This window comes from Nostoc piscinale CENA21 (assembly GCF_001298445.1).
Taxonomy (GTDB): Bacteria; Cyanobacteriota; Cyanobacteriia; order Cyanobacteriales; family Nostocaceae; genus Nostoc_B; species Nostoc_B piscinale_A.
Genome location: NZ_CP012036.1, coordinates 1,683,436 through 1,702,757, shown reverse-complemented (window position 1 = coordinate 1,702,757; position 19,322 = coordinate 1,683,436). Strand labels below are relative to the sequence as shown.

At 40.2% G+C, this 19,322-nt stretch carries 11 protein-coding genes and 2 pseudogenes; 9 read left to right on the top strand and 4 right to left on the bottom strand.

Features of this window, described 5'->3' with window-relative positions; translation table 11 throughout:
- Positions 1-33: 33 nt before the first annotated feature.
- Positions 34-1,105, top strand: a pseudogene (gene murG / locus ACX27_RS07485) (undecaprenyldiphospho-muramoylpentapeptide beta-N-acetylglucosaminyltransferase).
- 57 nt (positions 1,106-1,162) lie between these two features.
- On the opposite strand, the gene ACX27_RS07480 reads toward murG, so the two are convergent.
- The gene (locus ACX27_RS07480) at positions 1,163-1,741 is read right to left on the bottom strand and encodes an HPP family protein (RefSeq protein ID WP_062290393.1); all 579 of its coding nucleotides are present in this window, start codon (positions 1,739-1,741) and stop codon (positions 1,163-1,165) included.
- A 414-nt stretch (positions 1,742-2,155) separates the two neighbouring features.
- Positions 2,156-4,563 (bottom strand): annotated as a pseudogene (locus tag ACX27_RS07475) (GH116 family glycosyl hydrolase).
- An 850-nt stretch (positions 4,564-5,413) separates the two neighbouring features.
- Here ACX27_RS07475 and ACX27_RS07470 point away from each other — a divergent pair.
- The 4 genes from ACX27_RS07470 to ACX27_RS07455 all read left to right on the top strand — a co-directional run bounded on the left by ACX27_RS07470 (position 5,414) and on the right by ACX27_RS07455 (position 13,098).
- On the top strand, positions 5,414-7,249 hold the full coding sequence (locus tag ACX27_RS07470; RefSeq protein WP_062290391.1) for an alpha-amylase family glycosyl hydrolase: 1,836 nt from the start codon (positions 5,414-5,416) through the stop codon (positions 7,247-7,249).
- Between the two features lie 385 nt (positions 7,250-7,634).
- On the top strand, positions 7,635-10,610 hold the full coding sequence (locus ACX27_RS07465; protein WP_062290388.1) for a response regulator: 2,976 nt from the start codon (positions 7,635-7,637) through the stop codon (positions 10,608-10,610).
- Positions 10,611-10,655: 45 nt separating this feature from the next.
- Positions 10,656-12,428, top strand: coding sequence for a hybrid sensor histidine kinase/response regulator (locus tag ACX27_RS07460; RefSeq protein WP_062290385.1), 1,773 nt, complete (start codon positions 10,656-10,658; stop codon positions 12,426-12,428).
- Positions 12,429-12,690: 262 nt separating this feature from the next.
- On the top strand, positions 12,691-13,098 hold the full coding sequence (locus ACX27_RS07455; RefSeq protein ID WP_062290382.1) for a KTSC domain-containing protein: 408 nt from the start codon (positions 12,691-12,693) through the stop codon (positions 13,096-13,098).
- 234 nt (positions 13,099-13,332) lie between these two features.
- On the opposite strand, the gene ACX27_RS07450 is transcribed toward ACX27_RS07455, so the two are convergent.
- The gene (locus tag ACX27_RS07450) at positions 13,333-14,340 is read right to left on the bottom strand and encodes a DnaJ C-terminal domain-containing protein (RefSeq protein ID WP_062290379.1); all 1,008 of its coding nucleotides are present in this window, start codon (positions 14,338-14,340) and stop codon (positions 13,333-13,335) included.
- Positions 14,341-15,016: 676 nt separating this feature from the next.
- Between ACX27_RS07450 and hisD the strand changes: the two genes are divergently transcribed.
- The 3 genes from hisD (at position 15,017) to ACX27_RS07435 (ending at position 17,777) form a co-directional block, all read left to right on the top strand.
- Positions 15,017-16,318, top strand: coding sequence for a histidinol dehydrogenase (gene hisD / locus ACX27_RS07445; protein ID WP_062290376.1), 1,302 nt, complete (start codon positions 15,017-15,019; stop codon positions 16,316-16,318).
- 200 nt (positions 16,319-16,518) lie between these two features.
- Positions 16,519-16,950 (top strand): universal stress protein, encoded by a 432-nt coding sequence (locus ACX27_RS07440; protein WP_062290373.1) that lies wholly within the window; start codon positions 16,519-16,521, stop codon positions 16,948-16,950.
- A gap of 164 nt (positions 16,951-17,114) precedes the next feature.
- Entirely contained in the window at positions 17,115-17,777 is a 663-nt protein-coding gene (locus ACX27_RS07435; protein ID WP_062290370.1) for a Uma2 family endonuclease, read from the top strand.
- 6 nt (positions 17,778-17,783) lie between these two features.
- Here the strand turns inward: ACX27_RS07435 and ACX27_RS07430 are convergent, their stop codons facing one another.
- Complete coding sequence (locus tag ACX27_RS07430; protein WP_062298204.1) at positions 17,784-18,173, bottom strand: hypothetical protein; 390 nt, start codon at positions 18,171-18,173, stop codon at positions 17,784-17,786.
- Between the two features lie 214 nt (positions 18,174-18,387).
- Between ACX27_RS07430 and hslO the strand changes: the two genes are divergently transcribed.
- On the top strand, positions 18,388-19,287 hold the full coding sequence (gene hslO, locus ACX27_RS07425) for an Hsp33 family molecular chaperone HslO (RefSeq protein WP_062290368.1): 900 nt from the start codon (positions 18,388-18,390) through the stop codon (positions 19,285-19,287).
- Positions 19,288-19,322: the final 35 nt, after the last annotated feature.

The window sequence follows — 19,322 nt, the reverse complement described above, 5'->3', positions numbered from 1 at the left end:
TAGTTAAGCTAGGCGCTAAACGGTAGAGGTTTGATGACAAACGCACCGATAAGATTACTCATAGCTGCCAGTGGGACTGGTGGACATTTGTTTCCGGCGATCGCACTGGCAGAAAAACTGCCAAACTATGAAATTGAATGGTTGGGTGTGCCGAATCGACTAGAAACGCAACTTGTTCCCAAACAGTATCCCTTGAATATTATTGAAGTTGAAGGGTTCCAGCAAGGGTTCGGACTTGCATCTCTAAAGATTTTAGGCAAACTCACTGGTTCGATTATAGAAGTTCGACGAATTCTCAAACAGGGGAAATTTCAAGGGGTGTTTACTACAGGCGGTTATATTGCGGGGCCTGCGGTAATTGCGGCGCGTTCTTTGGGTTTACCTGTAGTTTTTCACGAATCTAACGCTTTACCAGGAAAAGTAACAAGGTTTTTTGGCCCTTGGTGCAATGCAATGGCGCTGGGGTTTGAAGCGGCTGCTAAGTATTTACCCAAAGCGAAAAATGTTTGTGTTGGTACACCAGTGCGATCGCAATTTTTAGCCGCAGAAGTTCCCCCGCTAGATTTAAATATCCCGGAGAATGTGCCGTTAATTGTGGTGTTTGGCGGTAGTCAAGGCGCAGTGGCTGTAAATAAATTTGTCCGTCAAGCTGCGAGTGCTTGGTTGGATAAGGGTGCTTATATTGTGCATTTAACAGGCGATCGCGATCCCGATGCCGGAATTTTTTAAACATCCGCAATATATAGAGTTACCTTTTTATGACAATATGGCGGCGCTGTTGCGACGCGCAACTTTAGCAATTAGTCGTTCTGGTGCTGGTAGCTTAACAGAATTAGCAGTGTGCGGCACACCCGCAATTTTGATTCCTTACCCCTTTGCGGCGGAAGATCATCAATCTTATAACGCCGAGGTATTTACCAAAGCTGGCGCAGCAATTACTGACAAACAATCGGAGTTAACCGCCGAAAAATTGCAAACTCAAGTTTTAGAGTTATTGCAAAATCCCGCCGAGTTAACCAAAATGGGGGAAAATGCTAAAGCGATCGCAGTTCCTGATAGTGCGGATAAATTGGCTTCTTTATTGCGAGAAGTGCTGGAAACTTAAATAATTTAGCAAATAAAATTTTACATAGAGACACGAAATTTCGTGTCTTTTTTTGTTTTATAACCAGTATTTTGGATAACTCCTCTCCTTGGCTAGATTATTAAAAATCACAGCACACAATACAAGGATAATAGAACCTTCTATTACAGGAGTTACAAGAAATTCCCAAGGAGCTTTAGTCATCATTACAACTAATGCAACTGCACCAGAAGGTGGATGCAAAGTTGCAGTTAATTGCATGATTCCAATAGCAGTAGCAACTGCCATTCCCATTGCCCAAGGTTCTGAACCAAAAAGATGCAAAACAATAAGGCTGACTATAGCAGCCAAACAATTACCACCAATTACATTACGAGGTTGAGCCAAGGGACTATCAGGTACACCAAAAATCAAAACGCTAGTGGCACCAAAAGGAGCGATTAGTAAAGGAGAATTGGTTTTGACAGAAAGGTAAGCTGCTAAAGCTATGCCAAAAAAACTACCGCACCAACTCCAAAAAATATGTTTATGATGAGGAATATCTAAATTAACTGAGCGTTTACTTGCGCGAATCTTGAACCAATAACTATGTAATTTATAGTGAAACTTTTTGGTATATATGTAATTGATTTGTCTTTTTGGTAAAAAGCTTTTCATGATTGATTATGAGAAGTAAAAAAAATGTATTAAGTACCTCAGCAGATTAGGAAACTCTATATTAATTTGCTTTAGAAAAAACAACTATTAGAAAATAAATCATATTAAATATTTATGCCATTTTAGAGAGTAAGCTTAATGTCATGGAATTATGACATTGATTTTTAGAATACAACCTAAATAACTCAATAAAACTTTGAAAAGATATAAATAACTGATAACAAACATTAAAAATAATTATATTTATGTAAAAAATAATGAGACTTTATTTTTATTTGCAGGTATTTTTTTAATAAAAAAGCTAATATCGTCACTGCATTGCAACAATCAACTAAGCATATTTAAGCAAAAAGCTCGGAGTGACTTTTTCTTAACTCCAAGCTTCAGCTTCAGAACAAATCTAAATCTTATTTACTATTTACTCATCACTAAATAAATACCCCAAATCGCCATCGCGCGGAGATAAGTACTCGCGCGGAAAGTTCCGGCGGCGGTGATAGCTTCTGGTGTGCGGAATTGCAAGCCGTTGTTGTAAACTTGCTGCACTACAGCTTTTGTTAGCCGCAAAGCTTCATCCTGCATTCCCATTTGTACCAGAAACGCCGCTAGTCCAAAATTGATTCCTGTCCACACTTCTAAAGGATGGGTGGCTTTGGGGTTTTCTGGGGAACCATCGGGAAGCACACCATTCGCCGCACCAAATTCACCGTTTTGGAACTTCAAGAAACAAGCATCATAAACAGTTTTGAGAGCAGAAAGGGCGCGATCGCTCGGTACAATATCTGGCAGTTCTAGTAATCTGGCATAAAATTGCCCACATAATTGATCTGCCATCACCACAGCAGAACCACTACCACTATCTAACCGATAATATTGTCCATTCCACAACTTTTCCTCATAGATAGGACGAGATTGCGCTAACCAACCTTCATAGATAGACTTCTGTTTCTCTGCGCTCTCTACTACTTTTTGGTTCGTGATTAAAATATCACTAATTGCGATCGCTGCTTCCAACGCCGCCAACCACAACCCGCCACAATAAGCACTCACACCCTGTAACCGCCAATCATCAAAGGTTTGGTCTGGTGCGCCAGAATTCTCTGGAATACCATCGCCATCTTTGTCGAAAGTTTTCAGATAATCGAGAGTTTGGACAATTGCATCCCAACAATCTGCCAAAAACTCGACATCATTAGCACCAGTCAACAAATAATCACGGTAAACTTGCAAAACAAAATCAGAGCCTAAATCTTTCCATAAATTACAGTCTTGATAACAGGTGTAATTTGTCTTTTCCCAGACGTGTTCATTGGGTGCGCCTAAATCGTGGGGTGTTGCACCTGCGACTTTACGGGGGGCAGTCGTTGTATCTGCACCAATGGTATAGTAGTAACCAATAATCCGTTGATGGTCATCACTTTGGGGAATTGCCCTAGCAAAAGCCCGCATCACCGACTTTTCTAGTTCTGGGAACAGCAACAGCAACCCAAAGGAACCGTATAACCGCACATCTAAACTTTCATACCAACGGTAATCTAAACATTCCAGTACAGCAAATTGGCCGATAGGGTCGAGTTCTGAAGCTGCACTCCAGAGAGTTCCACCACTAGTTAAGTCGTATAATTCGTTAAATAACGCCATTTTGAACCAATCTGGCAAATCTTCTCGCTGGAGAATTGGGGCTTGCCAACTCTGAATTTGCGATCGCCATGTTTGATAATTGTCTAAAGCAGTAGTCGCAATTTTCCAAGCATTATCACCACTTTTCCCAAAAAAATCTGTATATCTGCGGTAATAATTTACTCCCGCAGCAAATTCTGTTACAGGCAAATCCCAAGCCAACACAAAAGGAATTTCTAAAGTTTCCCCTGGTTGGAGAGTGAAGCGAAGTGCGATCGCACTTCCTAACTGTTGATTTTCTACGGCTGGATTTGCATCCAGATAATTAGGCAAAGAACCATCACTAGCAAAACTTTGCCATACCTCCTCACCTGTACCTCCAGGATGCCATTTGCTGTGGTGAAAAACTTCCACTTGCGGATGTTTCACCGTCGCAATACACCAACTCCCGTCACCTTCCTGTACAGGTTCAGTAATTCCCACCCTTCCTAAAAAACAACCAAAGTATTGCAAATTTTCTACTACCTGATTGTAATTGCCCTGACTTTCACCCCAGCGCGCTGATACTCATAAACTGGGCTACCATCATCACGAATCTTGACTTCTGGCGACTTCAACGCATTAGTAAACCAGCCCACCATATTTTGCCAAGTCAACATAATGCTGAGAGTAATTGGTGCATTACTGGGGTTATGCGCCTGCCAAACAAACACCGCCATCGGATAGCTAGTTTCTTGATAATTATTTGCCCAAATTGGCGAAAACTGCTCACAAGTTAATTGTGCTTGAAAGACATTTTCATACACAAACCAACTACGCGGGTATAAAGCATGATATGTTCCTGTGAAAGCTGACTCACTACTGGCTGGATACCATTGCCAAGCCTGGAGACTACCATCTTCCGGTGATTGAGTAGATAAAGCATAAACTTGAGAAGATGTGCCATTAGACTCAAACACACTGAATTGACAAGCCGGCACATTTTTAAAGATATGTTCACCGCCATCGATGTGCCACAGGTTAAAATCTCCCCTCGAAGAACGCCCAATGCAACCCGCACCAAAACCACCCAAAGGCATTCCATGCCAAGGGCCATCATCAATATTACTGGCGTAGCGGACGGTATAAGGTTTATCCCAGCCTAAACCGATGGGACGATTCCAAGTACAAGGGGGAATTTCGTGGGAGTTTTGATTTGTCATCGCCTGATGTCACAGCGTGCAGTTACGCTAAGGAAGCTTAACGCGATGTGCCGTTTTTCTCAAGTTTTTTCTCCAAGTCCAAATGACTTCCTTTAGAGAGATGAACTGTCAAGCTAATATTTCTACATTAATCACGGATGTCTGCTTAAGCACTAGGACATTTTAAGGCTTAACAAGACGTTAAGCCTTTTTCTTTAAGATGAAAAATCAAAGATTTAGAAGTATTAAGCACTGCCGGAGGCTGGGGAGAGACTGTGACAGTGCTTTTACTCCGCCCCAAATCGAGCGTCTTAGAAGGACGGGGCTTGATACATGAGTTCCGCTTCGCTCCACAGCAGGAGGGAAGGAGCTTGCTTCTCCCTGCTCTCTGCCCCTTTTTCCCCTACTTCTTGAGCCAGGGTATAGGTTTGAAAAACCTTTACAGCCTATACCCTGAGATATTTATGCAAAAATGTAATTTATTTTATGTAATTTTTGCATAAATGCGGATGCAATTAACTCTGATAAGTGCGATTCTCTTTGATGTAGGAATAGGTTGATGCTGATAGAGATAGATACCCCTGGTAAACACCGGGGGCTTTTTATTGGCAGTCTGTGGATAGTCAAGTTTTCAGCAGCTAGATCCCTGATGTCTCCGAGGTTGTTTGAAAAGTGATTGGCAGCACTTCTTGATCCGCTTGAGTATCCCCTTTTTAAGGGCAGGGCTGTTTCATTCTGGGAAAAACAATGGTTGAATCGGATAATCAGTGCATTGTTAAACTGACAAGTTATCCGGAATTAAAAAATTTAGTTTTGTAGCTTTCCGTATCCACACAGCAATTATTTCAGTCATTAATCTGAGAATACGGAAATGACAATCAAACAACTATCGCAACTAAATTTAGCTTCTTATACCACCAATAAAACATTTTATCCATCTCCCAATGCTTGGGAAGACCAAGTGTTTTATTTTATGATGCTCGACCGATTTTCTGATGGTAAGGAGAAGGAATATAAAGATAATTCAGGAAATATTGTCTCTAATGGTGTAAATCCCTTATTTGATGGTGATCAAAATAATGCCACTCGCACACCAGAAGGCGCAGAACGTTGGCGAGAAGCGGGTGTAAAATACGTTGGTGGCAATCTTAAAGGACTAACTAGTAAGATTGGATACTTGAAGCGTTTGGGCGTATCTGCAATTTGGATTAGTCCAATTTTTAAACAGGTATCTTTTCAAGAAACATATCACGGTTACGGTATTCAAGATTTCTTAGAAATCAACCCTAGATTCGGTAGCGGTGAAGATTTGCAAGAGTTAGTGCAAACTGCTCATGCCAATGGTATCTATGTAATTTTAGATATTATCCTCAACCATTCTGGTAATATTTTTAGTTACGAAGCTGGTACTGTTGATTACAACGGCACACCCTATCAAGTCAAAGGTTTTAATGATGCGACAGGTAAACCTAGCATCCCATTTCGCAAAACAGACCCCAACAAACCCGCAACTTGGCCGCAAGAAAATGACGCAATTTGGCCTGTAGAATTGCAAGATCCATCTTTATATACCCAAAAAGGACGCATTAGAAATTGGGATGGTTATCCAGAATTTTTAGAAGGAGATTTTGAGGATTTAAAAGATATTCGTCATGGCTTTGGTGGACTGGATGATTATGTCCCATCTCCGGCTCTAAAATATCTGGCCCAGGTTTATAAATATTGGATAGCCTACGCAGATATTGATGGTTTCCGCATTGATACTGTCAAACACATGGATAAAGGTGCAACGCGCATTTTTGCTTCGATGATTCATGAGTTTGCTCAAAGCATTGGTAAAGAAAGATTCTTTTTACTTGGGGAAATTACTGGCGGAAGACAAAGAGCATTTGAAACTTTAGAGGAGACAGGTTTAGATGCTGCTTTAGGTGTTGATGAGATTCCTGACAAACTGGAATATTTAGTCAAAGGATATCGTAACCCTAGAGATTACTTTAGTTTGTTCCGTAATTCTTTACTGGTACAAAAAGAATCTCACGTTTGGTTTAGAGATAAGGTCGTGACGATGTTCGACGACCATGACCAAGTACGTAAAGGACAAAACAAAGCAAGATTCTGTGCAGATAAAGACGCTACAAAAGTAGTACTCAATGCTTTAGCACTCAACGCTTTAACGCTGGGTATCCCTTGTATTTATTATGGTACAGAACAAGGTTTTGATGGACATGGAGATAGCGATCGCTATTTGCGCGAGTCCATGTTTGGCGGTGAGTTCGGTGCATTTGGTACTAGAGGCGTTCACTTCTTTAATGAAAACAATTACATCTATCAAGAAATCTCCCAAATTCTCCAAATTAGAAGCCAGAAAAAAGCTTTAAGTCGTGGTCGTCAATATCTCCGCCCTATTTCTGGTGATGGTGTAAACTTTGGTTTACCCCAAATCATTGGTAACGAAATTCGTTCTGTTGTCCCTTGGTCTCGTATTCTCAGTGACCAAGAAATAGTCGCGGCTATCAATACCGACTATTATCAACCTCGTGAAGCTTGGGTGACGATTGATAACGAGTTACACAAAGAAGGTGATTTCCTGACTTGCATTTACTCCACCGATAAACAACAAGTCGGCCAAACGGTGAAAATTGCAGCCAGGAATGGTAAAGCTGTGAAAATTACTGTACCTGCGGCTGGGTTTGTAATTTACGAATAAATTCCTCTTTACTGCCAATTTTATCTCCTCGTAGAGCGCATATACATATAGATATGCGCTCTTTTATTATTGGCATTGCAGGAGCGATCCAATTACCAAAGTTTTGTCACTAAAATATTTTTGGGATAAATATTTTATGTCAAAATAGTTAATTTAATCATACAATTTTTCACTGAACAGCAAAATTCTTTCTTAGTTAGTATGAAAATAGATCATTATCAACTTACGAAGCAGGTAAATTTTACTACCAGCAAGATAGATAAGTTGTTGTAGCTCGGAATGTAGCCTCTGGCTAACTACAGTGTCAATTAACACTAAATTTTAATCAAATGCCTTTTTTTTAAAATCGAATTTTTGCAAAAAAATAAAATATTTCAATTTCAAAATGACTGATTCAGCTCCGATTACTATCATTGATTGTGATCAGGAACCAATTAATATTCCTGGTTATATTCAACCATTTGGTGTCCTGTTAGCTTTAGAATTACCCCAACTCAAGATTCTGCAAGCTAGTAAAAATACAAGTGAATTTTTTGGGATTCCCGCTACTGATTTAATTGGACATAATTTAACATTTCTCTTTGGTTCAGAGCAAATCCAGTTAATTATTGATTCTCTTCAACAAGAGATATTGCCGTTTGTCTATTTGTTTGAATTAAAATCTGAAATACACCAATTTTCTGGAGAAATCACGCAGAAATTGTTTCTCGGAACTATACAGCGATCGCAAAATGTTTTCATCTTAGAATTAGAACCGCGTTCATATACAAAAAGTAGTCCATTTCTGGGATATTGTCATCTTTTAGAACAAACAGTTTCTCAACTAACCACTGCTAGAAATTCCTTAGAACTATTTCAAATTATTGTCAAAGAAGTCCGAAAAATTACACAATTTGATCGAGTAATGCTCTATAGATTAGAAGCAGACTATAGTGGAGTGGTGATTGCAGAAGATAAACCAAGTCATCTCGAAAGTTATTTAGACCTACATTATCCTGCTTCAGATATTCCCGCCCAAGCCAGACAACTTTACTACGAAAAATGTTTACGCCTGATTCCCAATATCAATTATCAGCCAGTTAAATTAACTCCATCTCATCCACTCTTAGACTTAAGCACAGTAACCTTAAGAAGCGTTTCACCCTGGCATCTAGAATACTTGCATAACATGGGTGTAACCGCAACTTTGTGTATCTCCCTTGTCAATCAAAATCGGCTTTGGGGGATGATTGCTTGTCACCATTATACACCTAAAAATGTTGATTATGAAATTCGCAAAATCTGTGAATTTATTGGTCAGTTTGCTTCAATTCAATTACTCAATCAGCAAGAAATTGAACTAAACTTTTATCGGCAACAAGTTAAAACAATTCAAGAACAACTCAGACAAGCTTTATCTAATGAATTAGACTATATTGGTAATGTCTTTAAACGCAACGAATCTAATTTATTAAACTTAGTGCAAGCTCAAGGTGTTGCTATCTTATTAGAAGAACAATTAACTTTAATTGGTCAAACTCCCTCAGACAGCGATATGAGAAAGCTAATAAATTGGCTTTCTGAACAAAACCGCCAAGAAATTTTTTATACTGACTCCTTACCACAAATCTACCCCCCTGCTAGAAAATTTAAAGATAAAGTTAGTGGCATTCTTGCCATTTCAATTTTTTTAAATCAAAGGTCTTATCATATTATTTGGTTACGACCAGAGCAAGTCCAAACTGTGAATTGGGCAGGAAATCCACAGACATCAATTTCTATAGCTGCTGATAATAGTTTACGTCTGACTCCCCGCAAATCATTTGAACTGTGGAAACAAACAGTAAAAGATAAATCCTATCCCTGGCAAGCATTTGAAATTGAAGTTGCACAGGAGATGAAAAATAACTTGATGTTAGCAGCTTTAGAATTTTCTCATGTGGCGCTTCAGCAAGCAGCCGAACAAGCAGAAATTGCTAACCGTGCTAAAAGTCAGTTCTTAGCCAAGATGAGTCATGAATTACGTACACCACTCAATGCTATCTTAGGTTTCACCCAAATTATGACTCGTAATAGTTCTTTATCGCAAAATGATCAAGAACATTTAGACATTATTAGTCGTAGTGGTGAACATTTATTGGCTTTAATTAATGATGTTTTAGAAATGTCAAAAATTGAAGCTGGGCAACTCACTTTAAATGAAAGTTACTTCGACTTGTTTCGGTTAATTTTCTCCATTCAAGAAATGTTTGCCCTCAAAGCTTCTGATAAGGGAATAAATATCATTACTGAGTTTAGTCCAGAGGTAAATCAATATGTCTATGGTGATGAAGGTAAACTGCGACAAATATTAATTAACTTGCTGGGCAATGCCATTAAATTTACAGTGGTTGGCTATGTGGCGCTGCGAGTTTCCTATGCTGAATCTGCCAAACAATCAGGCAAAGTAACTTTAGAATTTGTGGTAGAAGATACTGGCCCTGGAATTGCGACTGAAGATTTAGAGTTAATTTTTGAAGCATTTGCACAGGCTAAAGGTGGAAGACAATTTATGCAAGGTACAGGCCTGGGACTAGCCATTAGCCGCCAGTTTGCCAGATTAATGGGGGGCGATGTTCGCGCTCAGAGTATCTTAGGTCAAGGTGCAACTTTTACTTGTAGCGTGCAGATGACTATCGCCAAAAAAGTCGATGTTTTACCTGTTACACAAATTACTAGGCGAGTTATTAGTTTAGAACCTGGTCAACCTAGATACAGAATTTTAATTGTTGAGGATGTTTTAGAAAATCGGCAGTTAATGGTGAAACTGCTGAAATCTGTCGGTTTTGAAGTCTGTGCAGCAGAGAATGGTCTGATGGCTGTTGATATCTGCAAAGCTTGGCAACCCCATCTAATTTTGATGGATATACAAATGCCTGTGATGAATGGTTATGAAGCAACTAAGCAAATTCGCGCTCATACTCAAAATAAAGTTTTAGCAATTATTGCGTTGACTGCCAGTGCTTTTGCCGAAGACAGAGAAATTATTTTACAAATAGGTTGTGATGATTTTGTGGCTAAACCTTTTGAAGAAACTGTTCTGTTGGAGAAAATGGCACAGTATCTTGGTGTGCGTTATGTTTATGCTGAAAATCATCAACAAAAATTGCCAGAATCTAAACATCAATCACAAAAACTAACACCATCTGATTTGGCAGATATGCCAGCAAGTTGGCTTGCTCAAGTTTATGAAGCTGCATTAATGATTGATGATGAAAAACTTTATCAACTTTTCCAAGAAATTCCAGCCAGTCAGTATCAACTTGCAGAGACTTTAAAAGATTTAGTTGATAACTTTCATTTAGAAACAATTATTAACTTGTTAAAAGATATCTCAAATTAATCAACATTATTAATTCATAATTGAGTAAAGTTAAAACAATAAATTATGTCTTTATCTAGATTGACGATTGATTCCGCTTTGATTTTGTTAATTGATGATACACCAGATAATTTACGTTTACTAGCGAAAATTCTAGAATCTCACGGGTTTAAGGTTAAAAAAACTGTTAGTGGTAAAATGGCAATTCAGGCTGCCCAGATAGAACCACCTGATTTGATTTTACTGGATATTAACATGCCAGAAATCAATGGTTATGAAGTCTGCCAACAATTAAAACTGCAAGAAAAAACTGCTAATATTCCCATAATTTTTATTAGTGCGCTAGACCAAATTACAGATAAAATTAAAGCCTTTGAACTAGGTGGTGTAGATTATATTACTAAACCTTTTCAAGAGTCGGAAGTATTAGCACGAGTACAGAACCAACTGATTATTTATGAGCAGCGAAAAATGCTAGTGGCGCAAAACAAACACTTACAGCAAGAAATTCAAGAACGTCAACAAGCACAAGCAGATTTGCAAGAACTTAATCGATGTTTTGAACAACAAATCATCCAACGGACTGCGGAATTACAAAGATCACTAGAGTTTGAAGAAAGATTAAAACGTATTACAGATATAGTTCGTGACAGTTTAGACGAAACACAGATTTGGCAAGCAGCAGTGGCAGAGTTGGTAGTTGGCTTGGAACTAGATTGCTGTTATGCCACTATTTGTACTAATGATTTAAAAACTTGTGCTGTTGCCTATGAATATAACAAAGATAGTGAGACTGACTGGGGAATTACTTGTATCAAGCAAATAAAGAGTTGGGTTGAATTTCCTACAACAATGCGGAAAAAACACAGCACACAATTTTGCTGGTACTTTCTCAATGGTGAGGATGAAATTGAGCGAAAATATGCAATTTTATTATGTCAAATTTTTGATAATCAAAAAACTCTTGGAAGTTTATGGTTGTTTAAATCAGCAGGCAAAGCCTTTGATGAACTGGAAGTTCGATTAGTTAAACAGTTAGCCAATCAATGCGCGATTGCTCTCCGTCAGGCTCGGCTGTATCAGGCGGCTCAAGCACAAGTTGAAGAGTTACAAAAGCTCAATCAATTAAAGGATGATTTTCTCTGTTCTATCTCTCACGAATTACGCAATCCCATAGCGAATATTCAATCATTTATCCAATTACTAGAAACAGAATTAACGAGTTTAAATCACCATAATCCCAAGATATCGCAGTACTTGGTAATTTTACATGAATCGTGCCAAGGTGAACTCCAACTAATTCAAGATTTACTGGATTTGCAGTATTTAAATGCTGAATTTTATCCCTTACAATTCACAACGATTAACTTGTGTGATTGGATTCCCTACACAATAGAAGTATTTATTATTCAATCTCAACAACAGCACCAAAATTTGCAAATTCAATTACCTCCTGATTTACCATTACTAACTACTGATATATCTAGCCTGAGTCGCATCCTGCGCGAGTTAGTTAAAAATGCCTGTAAGTACACACCGGCGGGAGAAACTATTACAATCACTGCTTCCCATCAAAATAATCACCTGCATCTTTGCGTGCTTAATTCTGGTGTAGAAATTCCTGAAGCTGAACTATCTCACATTTTTGACAAGTTCTACCGTATCCCCAATATAGGACATTTAACATCTGGCGGTACTGGTCTGGGGTTGGCATTGGTGAAAAAACTGGTAGAACATTTGGGCGGTTCTATCTTTGTGGAATCACGCCCTAGGGAGATTTGCTTTACCTTGGTGTTACCGTTGCTGACTGAATGTAACTATAGGGGTGAAAGGGTGTAGGGGTTTAGGGGTGTAGAAGGCAGAAAGCAGAGGAGGAAAGGGTGCCGGGGTATAAAGGTGTATGTATCCAAAACCTTTACACCCTTATACCCCCACACCCCTACACCCAGTCTCTATACGTAAGTCCTGATTTTAAGAAGAGATTATGAGGAAACTTGACGACTCAGGGGTTTTATAGTACAAAAATACTAATATAATTTGCCGATCGCACAGACACAAACATATTACACTCCACAACCATACCAGCAGGAGCGCCAAGTTAATGAAGCTATCGAAAATAGACTTAAGCAGTTTAGTAGGGATTGCTCATTCTGACGGATACTTGCAATTATTACTAGATAGAGGTGACGAACTGGAATTTTTAGAAATTCCTGCACCAGTTCAAGCTTATGAAGGCTTGCAACACCTGAATGAGATTGTGGCAGAAACGCTCACTTTGCCTGTGTTGGAAGAACCCATTGCGATGCTACCAGTCAATTCATCAATGGCGATCGCAGTGGGATATAGTGAAAGCGATCGCATCTTACAAGTCGAGTTTCACAACGGTGCAGTCTATCAATATGCGGAAGTAGAGCCAGAAACTTGGGAAGATTTACACGATGCTGACTCTGTTGGTGAGTTTTTCAATCAAGAAATTAAAGGTAGATATTTGTCAGAACGGGTAGACTAGCAGGGGGCAGGAGGCAGAGGGAAACAAGGCAGACAAGGGCGATAAGGGAGAAATGTTTACTCAGCACTTAACAGTGTTACCCTACTCATAAAGTTTGAGGGTGTCTCATGTTGAACTTATATCATTAGATTAAGTAAGTCGGTGGGAAAAAACCTAACTATGTTACGAAAGATTAACTAAGCTAAACTCTTCTTCCCTCCTGCCTTCTGCCTCCTGCCTACTGCCTCAGAAGAATTACAACTTAACTTGGTTTAAATGACTGCGGGGATTATATGTACGTATAGCCCGAATTTTTTCATAATATTCTCGTTCTTGGGGGCTGAGGTCTTTTGGTGGTGCGATCGCAACTTTCACCAATTGATCACCACGTCCACCTTTGGGTAAAGGCCAGCCTTTGCCCCGTAAACGCAGAGATTGACCAGAACGCACGCCCGCAGGCAATTTCACATTCACATTCCCATCAGGTGTAGGTACATCAATCGAAGCACCTAAAGTTGCTTCATCGGGGGTAATTGGCACTTCACAGACCAAATTATCACCTTCAATTTGGAAGAACGAATGAGGTTGCAGTTCCACTTTTAAATATAAATCGCCCCGTTGTTGAGTCATGGGGTTAAATTGACCTTTACCCCGCACCCGCAAACGACTACCGGGTTTAGCACCAGCCGGAATGCGAACATCTAATGTTTCACTACCCAAATTAAATCGCTTCTGCACACCAGCAAACGCTTCCAAAAAAGTTAAAGTAATTGTGGCTTCCGTATCTTGGGCTGTACCTGCACCAGCATCTTGAAAACCAAAATCGTTAAAACCGCCAAAACCGCCTCCTGGTCTACCTGTGCTAGTGCGATAAGAGTAGCTTTGTCTACCACCAGTCGCACGAGAACCAGGCGCACCACCAAAGCGGCCTAATAACTCATTAATAAACTCATCAAAACTGCCGTATTGGCTGAAGTCGAAACCACCCATATCAACGCCAGCACCGCCGCCAGGGAAGCCTTGACCGACTTGTTTCCAATATTGACCAAATTGGTCATATTTCTGGCGCTTATCTGGGTCAGATAAAACTTCGTAAGCTTCGTTTACTTCTTTAAAGTTGGCTTCTGCTTGCTTGTTGCCGGGATTCACATCGGGGTGATACTTTCGGGCTAACTTCCGAAAAGCTTGTTTAATTTCCTCTGGACTGGCAGTCTTACTAACTCCCAAAACTGAATAATAATCTTTGAAGTCGGTTGCAGCCATCTACCAGCCTCCTGTAAAAATTTACTTTAAGTTTTTTTGTAAGATGTCAGATTTATATTTTGCTAGGTATAATGCCGAGCAATTAGATTCTGATTTTAAGTTAACAAACAATACACAATTGCAAGTGGGGTTCTTGCTCACTGCACCAGCGCGATTCCCGTACTTTGGGGGGTGTGGGAGGATGGTGAAGAAATCTTTCCCCCCACACTCCCCTCACTCCCCAGACTTCCCTCTTTCCCCACACCCCCTACCCATACGTGAGAAATTCGGGTGAGCGGTCACTGAATTTCTGTGCCGAACCCTGGAAATGAGCTAGAATAAAGTACCTGAATAAATAATCAAATAAGTAATCACTATACTCAGATCCTATACTGACTTTTGGATTGGCAAATCAGGATGTATCGACATACGAAAACCACAGAAAGTAAGGCATAAGAAGAAAGATAGGAAGAATTAAACTCCTGCTTTCTATCCAGAAGCCCACTAGGCAAGTCAAACTGAGGCAATTCGATCATCTAAATTAACTCACCCATGTGCTGGCATCCTGGGGAGTATCAAAAAAATCCAGGTTAAGCTAGAGATGAGAATTAAAGCGAAACTCATCCCTCTTGGGGGTCAAGAGCCAGACTAATTCTCAAGCGGGAATAATCTAAAATTTTGGCATTTTCCTTACTCCATGCTGCGAATCATTACTCAGCAGGCAGATGTTAAAGCAGAACTACAACGTATCTGCGATCGCACCCATGACGAACAAGTGGTTCATAAAGAAGCAACGGTGCGGGAAGTGTTGCAAACAGTGAAGCGCCAAGGCGACAAAGCTGTGCTGCACTACACGGCTGAATTTGACAACCAAACCTTGAAGCTGGAAGAACTGCGTGTTACGGGTTCGGAATTAGATACTGCGTATCAGCAAGTCTCTAAAGAATTGCTCCAAGCGATTCAGTTAGCGGCTCGGCAAATTGAAGCATTTCACCGTCAACGTGTCCCCAAAAGCTGGGTAAACTTTGGGGAAGATGATGTAGTCTTGGGCAAACGCTACACTCCAGTAGACCGAGCCGGGATATATGTTCCTGGTGGTCGTGCGGCTTATCCCAGTACGGTGTTAATGAATGCGATTCCAGCAAAAGTGGCTGGTGTACCCCGAATTGTGATGGTGACACCGCCAGGAGCGGGGAAAGTAATTAGCCCAGCCGTGCTAGTGGCGGCTCAAGAAACAGGAGTGCAAGAAATTTATCGAGTTGGTGGGGCGCAAGCGATCGCCGCTTTAGCTTATGGGACAGAAACAATTCCGAAGGTTAATGTCATTACCGGGCCAGGCAATATTTACGTCACCTTAGCCAAAAAACTCGTCTATGGTACTGTGGGCATTGATATGCTGGCAGGGCCGAGCGAAGTGTTAATTATTGCCGATGAATTTGCCAATCCGGTGCATGTGGCTGCTGATATGTTAGCCCAAGCCGAACATGATCCAATGGCAGCAGCAATTTTATTAACTACAGATCCGGCTTTAGCGAAAAATGTCCAAGTCGCCGTCGAAAGACAATTAGTTGATCACCCTAGGCGAATCGATACAGAAAAAGCGATCGCTCACTACGGCTTAATTGTGCTGGTAGAATCTTTAGCAGCCGCAACAGAACTCTCGAATGAATTTGCACCGGAACATTTGGAGTTGGAAGTCAAAGATCCTTGGGCAATTTTGCCACAAATCCGCCATGCTGGGGCAATATTTTTAGGTTACTCCACACCAGAAGCTGTTGGTGACTATTTAGCAGGGCCAAACCATACCTTACCTACGTCTGGCGCAGCCCGTTATGCTTCAGCTTTAAGTGTAGAAACCTTTCTCAAACACTCTAGTATTATTCAATACTCCCCAACAGCCCTGCAAAAAATGGCTGGCGCAATTGATGCACTAGCAACAGCAGAAGGCCTACCTTCCCACGCTGATTCAGTCCGGCGGCGGATTCAAAAAGATGAGTAATAGGCAATGCTTAATTTTTTCCGCTACTTTTAGTAAAAGCTAACCTGGGGCTGCACACTAGAAAATTAAACTGTATTGCTGCAAAGCGATTGGCGATCGACAAGCATACATAAAATTAAGATAAACCTGAGCTTCCATCAGTAATATTATTGGTGTCAGAACTAGAGTTTCAGGGGTCTACTTTTGAGGAGACAAGGGCAGTGCTGAATAATATATTAGTAGCTCTGGATGGTTCGGATATTGCAGAACGTGTAATTCAAGTTTTGGATGATTTGGTATTATCACCCGAAACTAAAGTCGTTCTTTGTCATGTATTTCCGACTCCAGATTCAGAGATGGAACTACCCGCAGATCGTCCTCATCCAGAATCTCCAGCATTGTCTTATTTCCAAATAGAAAAACAACTGCAATCTTACAAAGAAAAAATATCAATTCACAGCGCCGTAGAACTAGTCACTGGCGAACCTGCCGATGAAATTATTCGCCTAGCTAATATTTATAAAGCTGATTTAATTATTATTGGAAGTCGCGGATTAACAGGAATGAAGCGCATTGTCCAGGGTTCTGTTAGTAGTCAAGTAGTAGAAGAAGCTAATTGTTCTGTATTAGTGGTAAAGCCTAGTAAAAATTAACAATGGTAGTAACAGCAATATGACTACAACTACCCCAAAACTCTCTTTTGCTGATATTTTTTCTCTTTGCGTCTTTGCAGCTTTGCGTGAACATAAAATTCTTCGCTAATCTTTCTCAAAGAAAAGGAATAGAAAACGCTAGAACTGTCAACTGCAAAGGTATTATGTATAACTATGATCCATTAGAATGTTTACCTTCATCGGCAGAATTGCCAGATTCTGATGATACCCCTGTGGATAACGAACTACAAATTTTAATTCCTAATTTACTATTAGCTATCTTAGCTAATATCTGGCAAAGCCGTGATGATTGGTTTTTTGGGATTAATATGGCAATTTATTATGCACCTACTAAACCTGCCATAGTTCCTGATGGATTTTTAAGTTTGGGTGTAGAACGTTTTGTTGGTGAAAATGGACGTTCCAGCTATGTTTTTTGGGAAGAAGAAGGTATTGCACCAATTTTAGCTTTAGAAGTTGTTTCCCAAACTTATAACGGCGAATATGAACAGAAAAAAATTGATTATGCCGAATTAGGTATTTTATATTATGTGATTTATGCACCAACACGGTTGCGTCGTAAGCGACAACGTTTGGAAGTTTATCGGTTAGTGGAAGGTAAATACATTTTGCAACTAGGTGATAAAGTTTGGTTGCCAGAAATTGGTTTAGGTATTGGAAGGGAACAGGGTATTTATCAAGGAAGAACACGAGAATGGTTATTTTGGTATGACGAAAATGGCGACCGATACCAAACCGCAGAAGAACAATTGCAAAATTTATTAACTAAATTACAGCAGCAAGGAATTGACCCAAATAAACTTTGATATCATTTATTGTTTCCTTTCCTGAGCTAAAAACTGACGCAAACTTAACAAACTCAAGGTTTGACCTAAATTTATGGGTAACATCGAAATGCCTTCTAAGCGGGATTGTACCCAACCTTCGCCCCAGTACCATTCGTGAAAACCATCAATACCGCCACTGAGTAGCAAACGCAGGCAATTGGACTGAACTACATCCACTTTATGATGAATGGAGACAGGGCCAGTCCAGCTTGTAAACTGGAATCCTTGATAAATTTCTTCGGGCATTCCGGGGTTAAAACGTTGCCCTAAGAGCCATTTTTCTAATTGTGCTGGACGTAGCAAGCTATCACCAATGGCGCTGGCTGAGGCTGCGATTTCTATCCGTAGTTGGCTTTGTTGAAAATTACCTAGCATTTTTTGAGAATTGTTAAAGGTGAGGACGACAAAAAAGTATTCAAAAGTAAGAAGCCATAAAATTCTGAGTTCTGAATCCTGACTTCTAGATTCTGGAATGAATTGTATTTCTAGTATTGCAAATGCGATCGCCACTGAGCATCCACCCACCTGGATGGTAACTGAGAACTTAGAATAGAAAAAGTGAAGTTGTTAAGAAATGTAAGGTTTTTTCATGGCGGATCAGTTAATTCGCGCAACAGCAGCCGAAGGTGGGATTCGTGCAGTGGGTGTCATCACTACGCGCTTGACAGAAGAGGCCCGGCAGCGCCATCAACTTTCTTATGTGGCAACAGCCGCACTAGGACGGACTATGGCAGCAGGTTTATTAATGGCTTCTAGCATGAAGCGTGCTGGTTCTAGGATTAATATCCGGGTGAAAGGCGATGGCCCTTTGGGTGGTATATTGGTAGATGCGGGCTTGGATGGAACAGTACGGGGTTATGTCAGCAACCCATCTGTGGAACTGCCACCTAATGCTAAAGGTAAACTTGATGTTGGCGGTGCAGTCGGTAGTGGCTACCTCTATGTAGTTCGCGATATTGGTTATGGTTATCCTTACTCTAGTACGGTAGAACTAGTATCTGGAGAAATTGGGGATGATGTAGCGCATTACCTAGTAAACTCAGAACAAACACCTTCAGCTTTAGTATTAGGTGTGTTTGTGGGTGCGACTGGAGTAACTGCGGCGGGAGGATTGTTAGTCCAAATTTTACCAAAAGCAGCTAGAGATGAAGCATTAGTAGAAACTTTAGAATCACGGGTGGCTGCCTTATCAGGATTTACCCCATTGTTACAAGCAGGTAAAACCCTACCAGAAATTTTTACTGATTTGTTGGGAGATATGGGTTTGTCAATATTTCCCGAAACTCAGATGTTGCGTTTTCATTGCAGTTGCTCTTTTGATCGGGTATTGAGCGCACTTAAGATTTTAGGAGAAGCTGAATTACAAGACATGATTGTGAAAGATAATGGTGCTGAAGCTACTTGTGATTTTTGCGGCAGAGTTTATCAAGCAAGTAGTGATCACTTAGCGCAGTTAATTGTTGATTTACAAGCAGAATCTTCTGTTTAAAAATTAAGTATAAAATAACACTGATTTTATCAAAG

Bases quoted from the DNA above. Each gene is read 5' to 3' on its own strand.
- ACX27_RS07480 (WP_062290393.1), bottom strand. From the start codon at position 1,741: ATGAAAAGCTTTTTACCAAAAAGACAAATCAATTACATATATACCAAA.
- ACX27_RS07470 (WP_062290391.1), top strand. From the start codon at position 5,414: ATGACAATCAAACAACTATCGCAACTAAATTTAGCTTCTTATACCACC.
- ACX27_RS07465 (WP_062290388.1), top strand. From the start codon at position 7,635: ATGACTGATTCAGCTCCGATTACTATCATTGATTGTGATCAGGAACCA.
- ACX27_RS07460 (WP_062290385.1), top strand. From the start codon at position 10,656: ATGTCTTTATCTAGATTGACGATTGATTCCGCTTTGATTTTGTTAATT.
- ACX27_RS07455 (WP_062290382.1), top strand. From the start codon at position 12,691: ATGAAGCTATCGAAAATAGACTTAAGCAGTTTAGTAGGGATTGCTCAT.
- ACX27_RS07450 (WP_062290379.1), bottom strand. From the start codon at position 14,340: ATGGCTGCAACCGACTTCAAAGATTATTATTCAGTTTTGGGAGTTAGT.
- hisD (WP_062290376.1), top strand. From the start codon at position 15,017: ATGCTGCGAATCATTACTCAGCAGGCAGATGTTAAAGCAGAACTACAA.
- ACX27_RS07435 (WP_062290370.1), top strand. From the start codon at position 17,115: ATGTATAACTATGATCCATTAGAATGTTTACCTTCATCGGCAGAATTG.
- ACX27_RS07430 (WP_062298204.1), bottom strand. From the start codon at position 18,173: ATGCTAGGTAATTTTCAACAAAGCCAACTACGGATAGAAATCGCAGCC.
- hslO (WP_062290368.1), top strand. From the start codon at position 18,388: ATGGCGGATCAGTTAATTCGCGCAACAGCAGCCGAAGGTGGGATTCGT.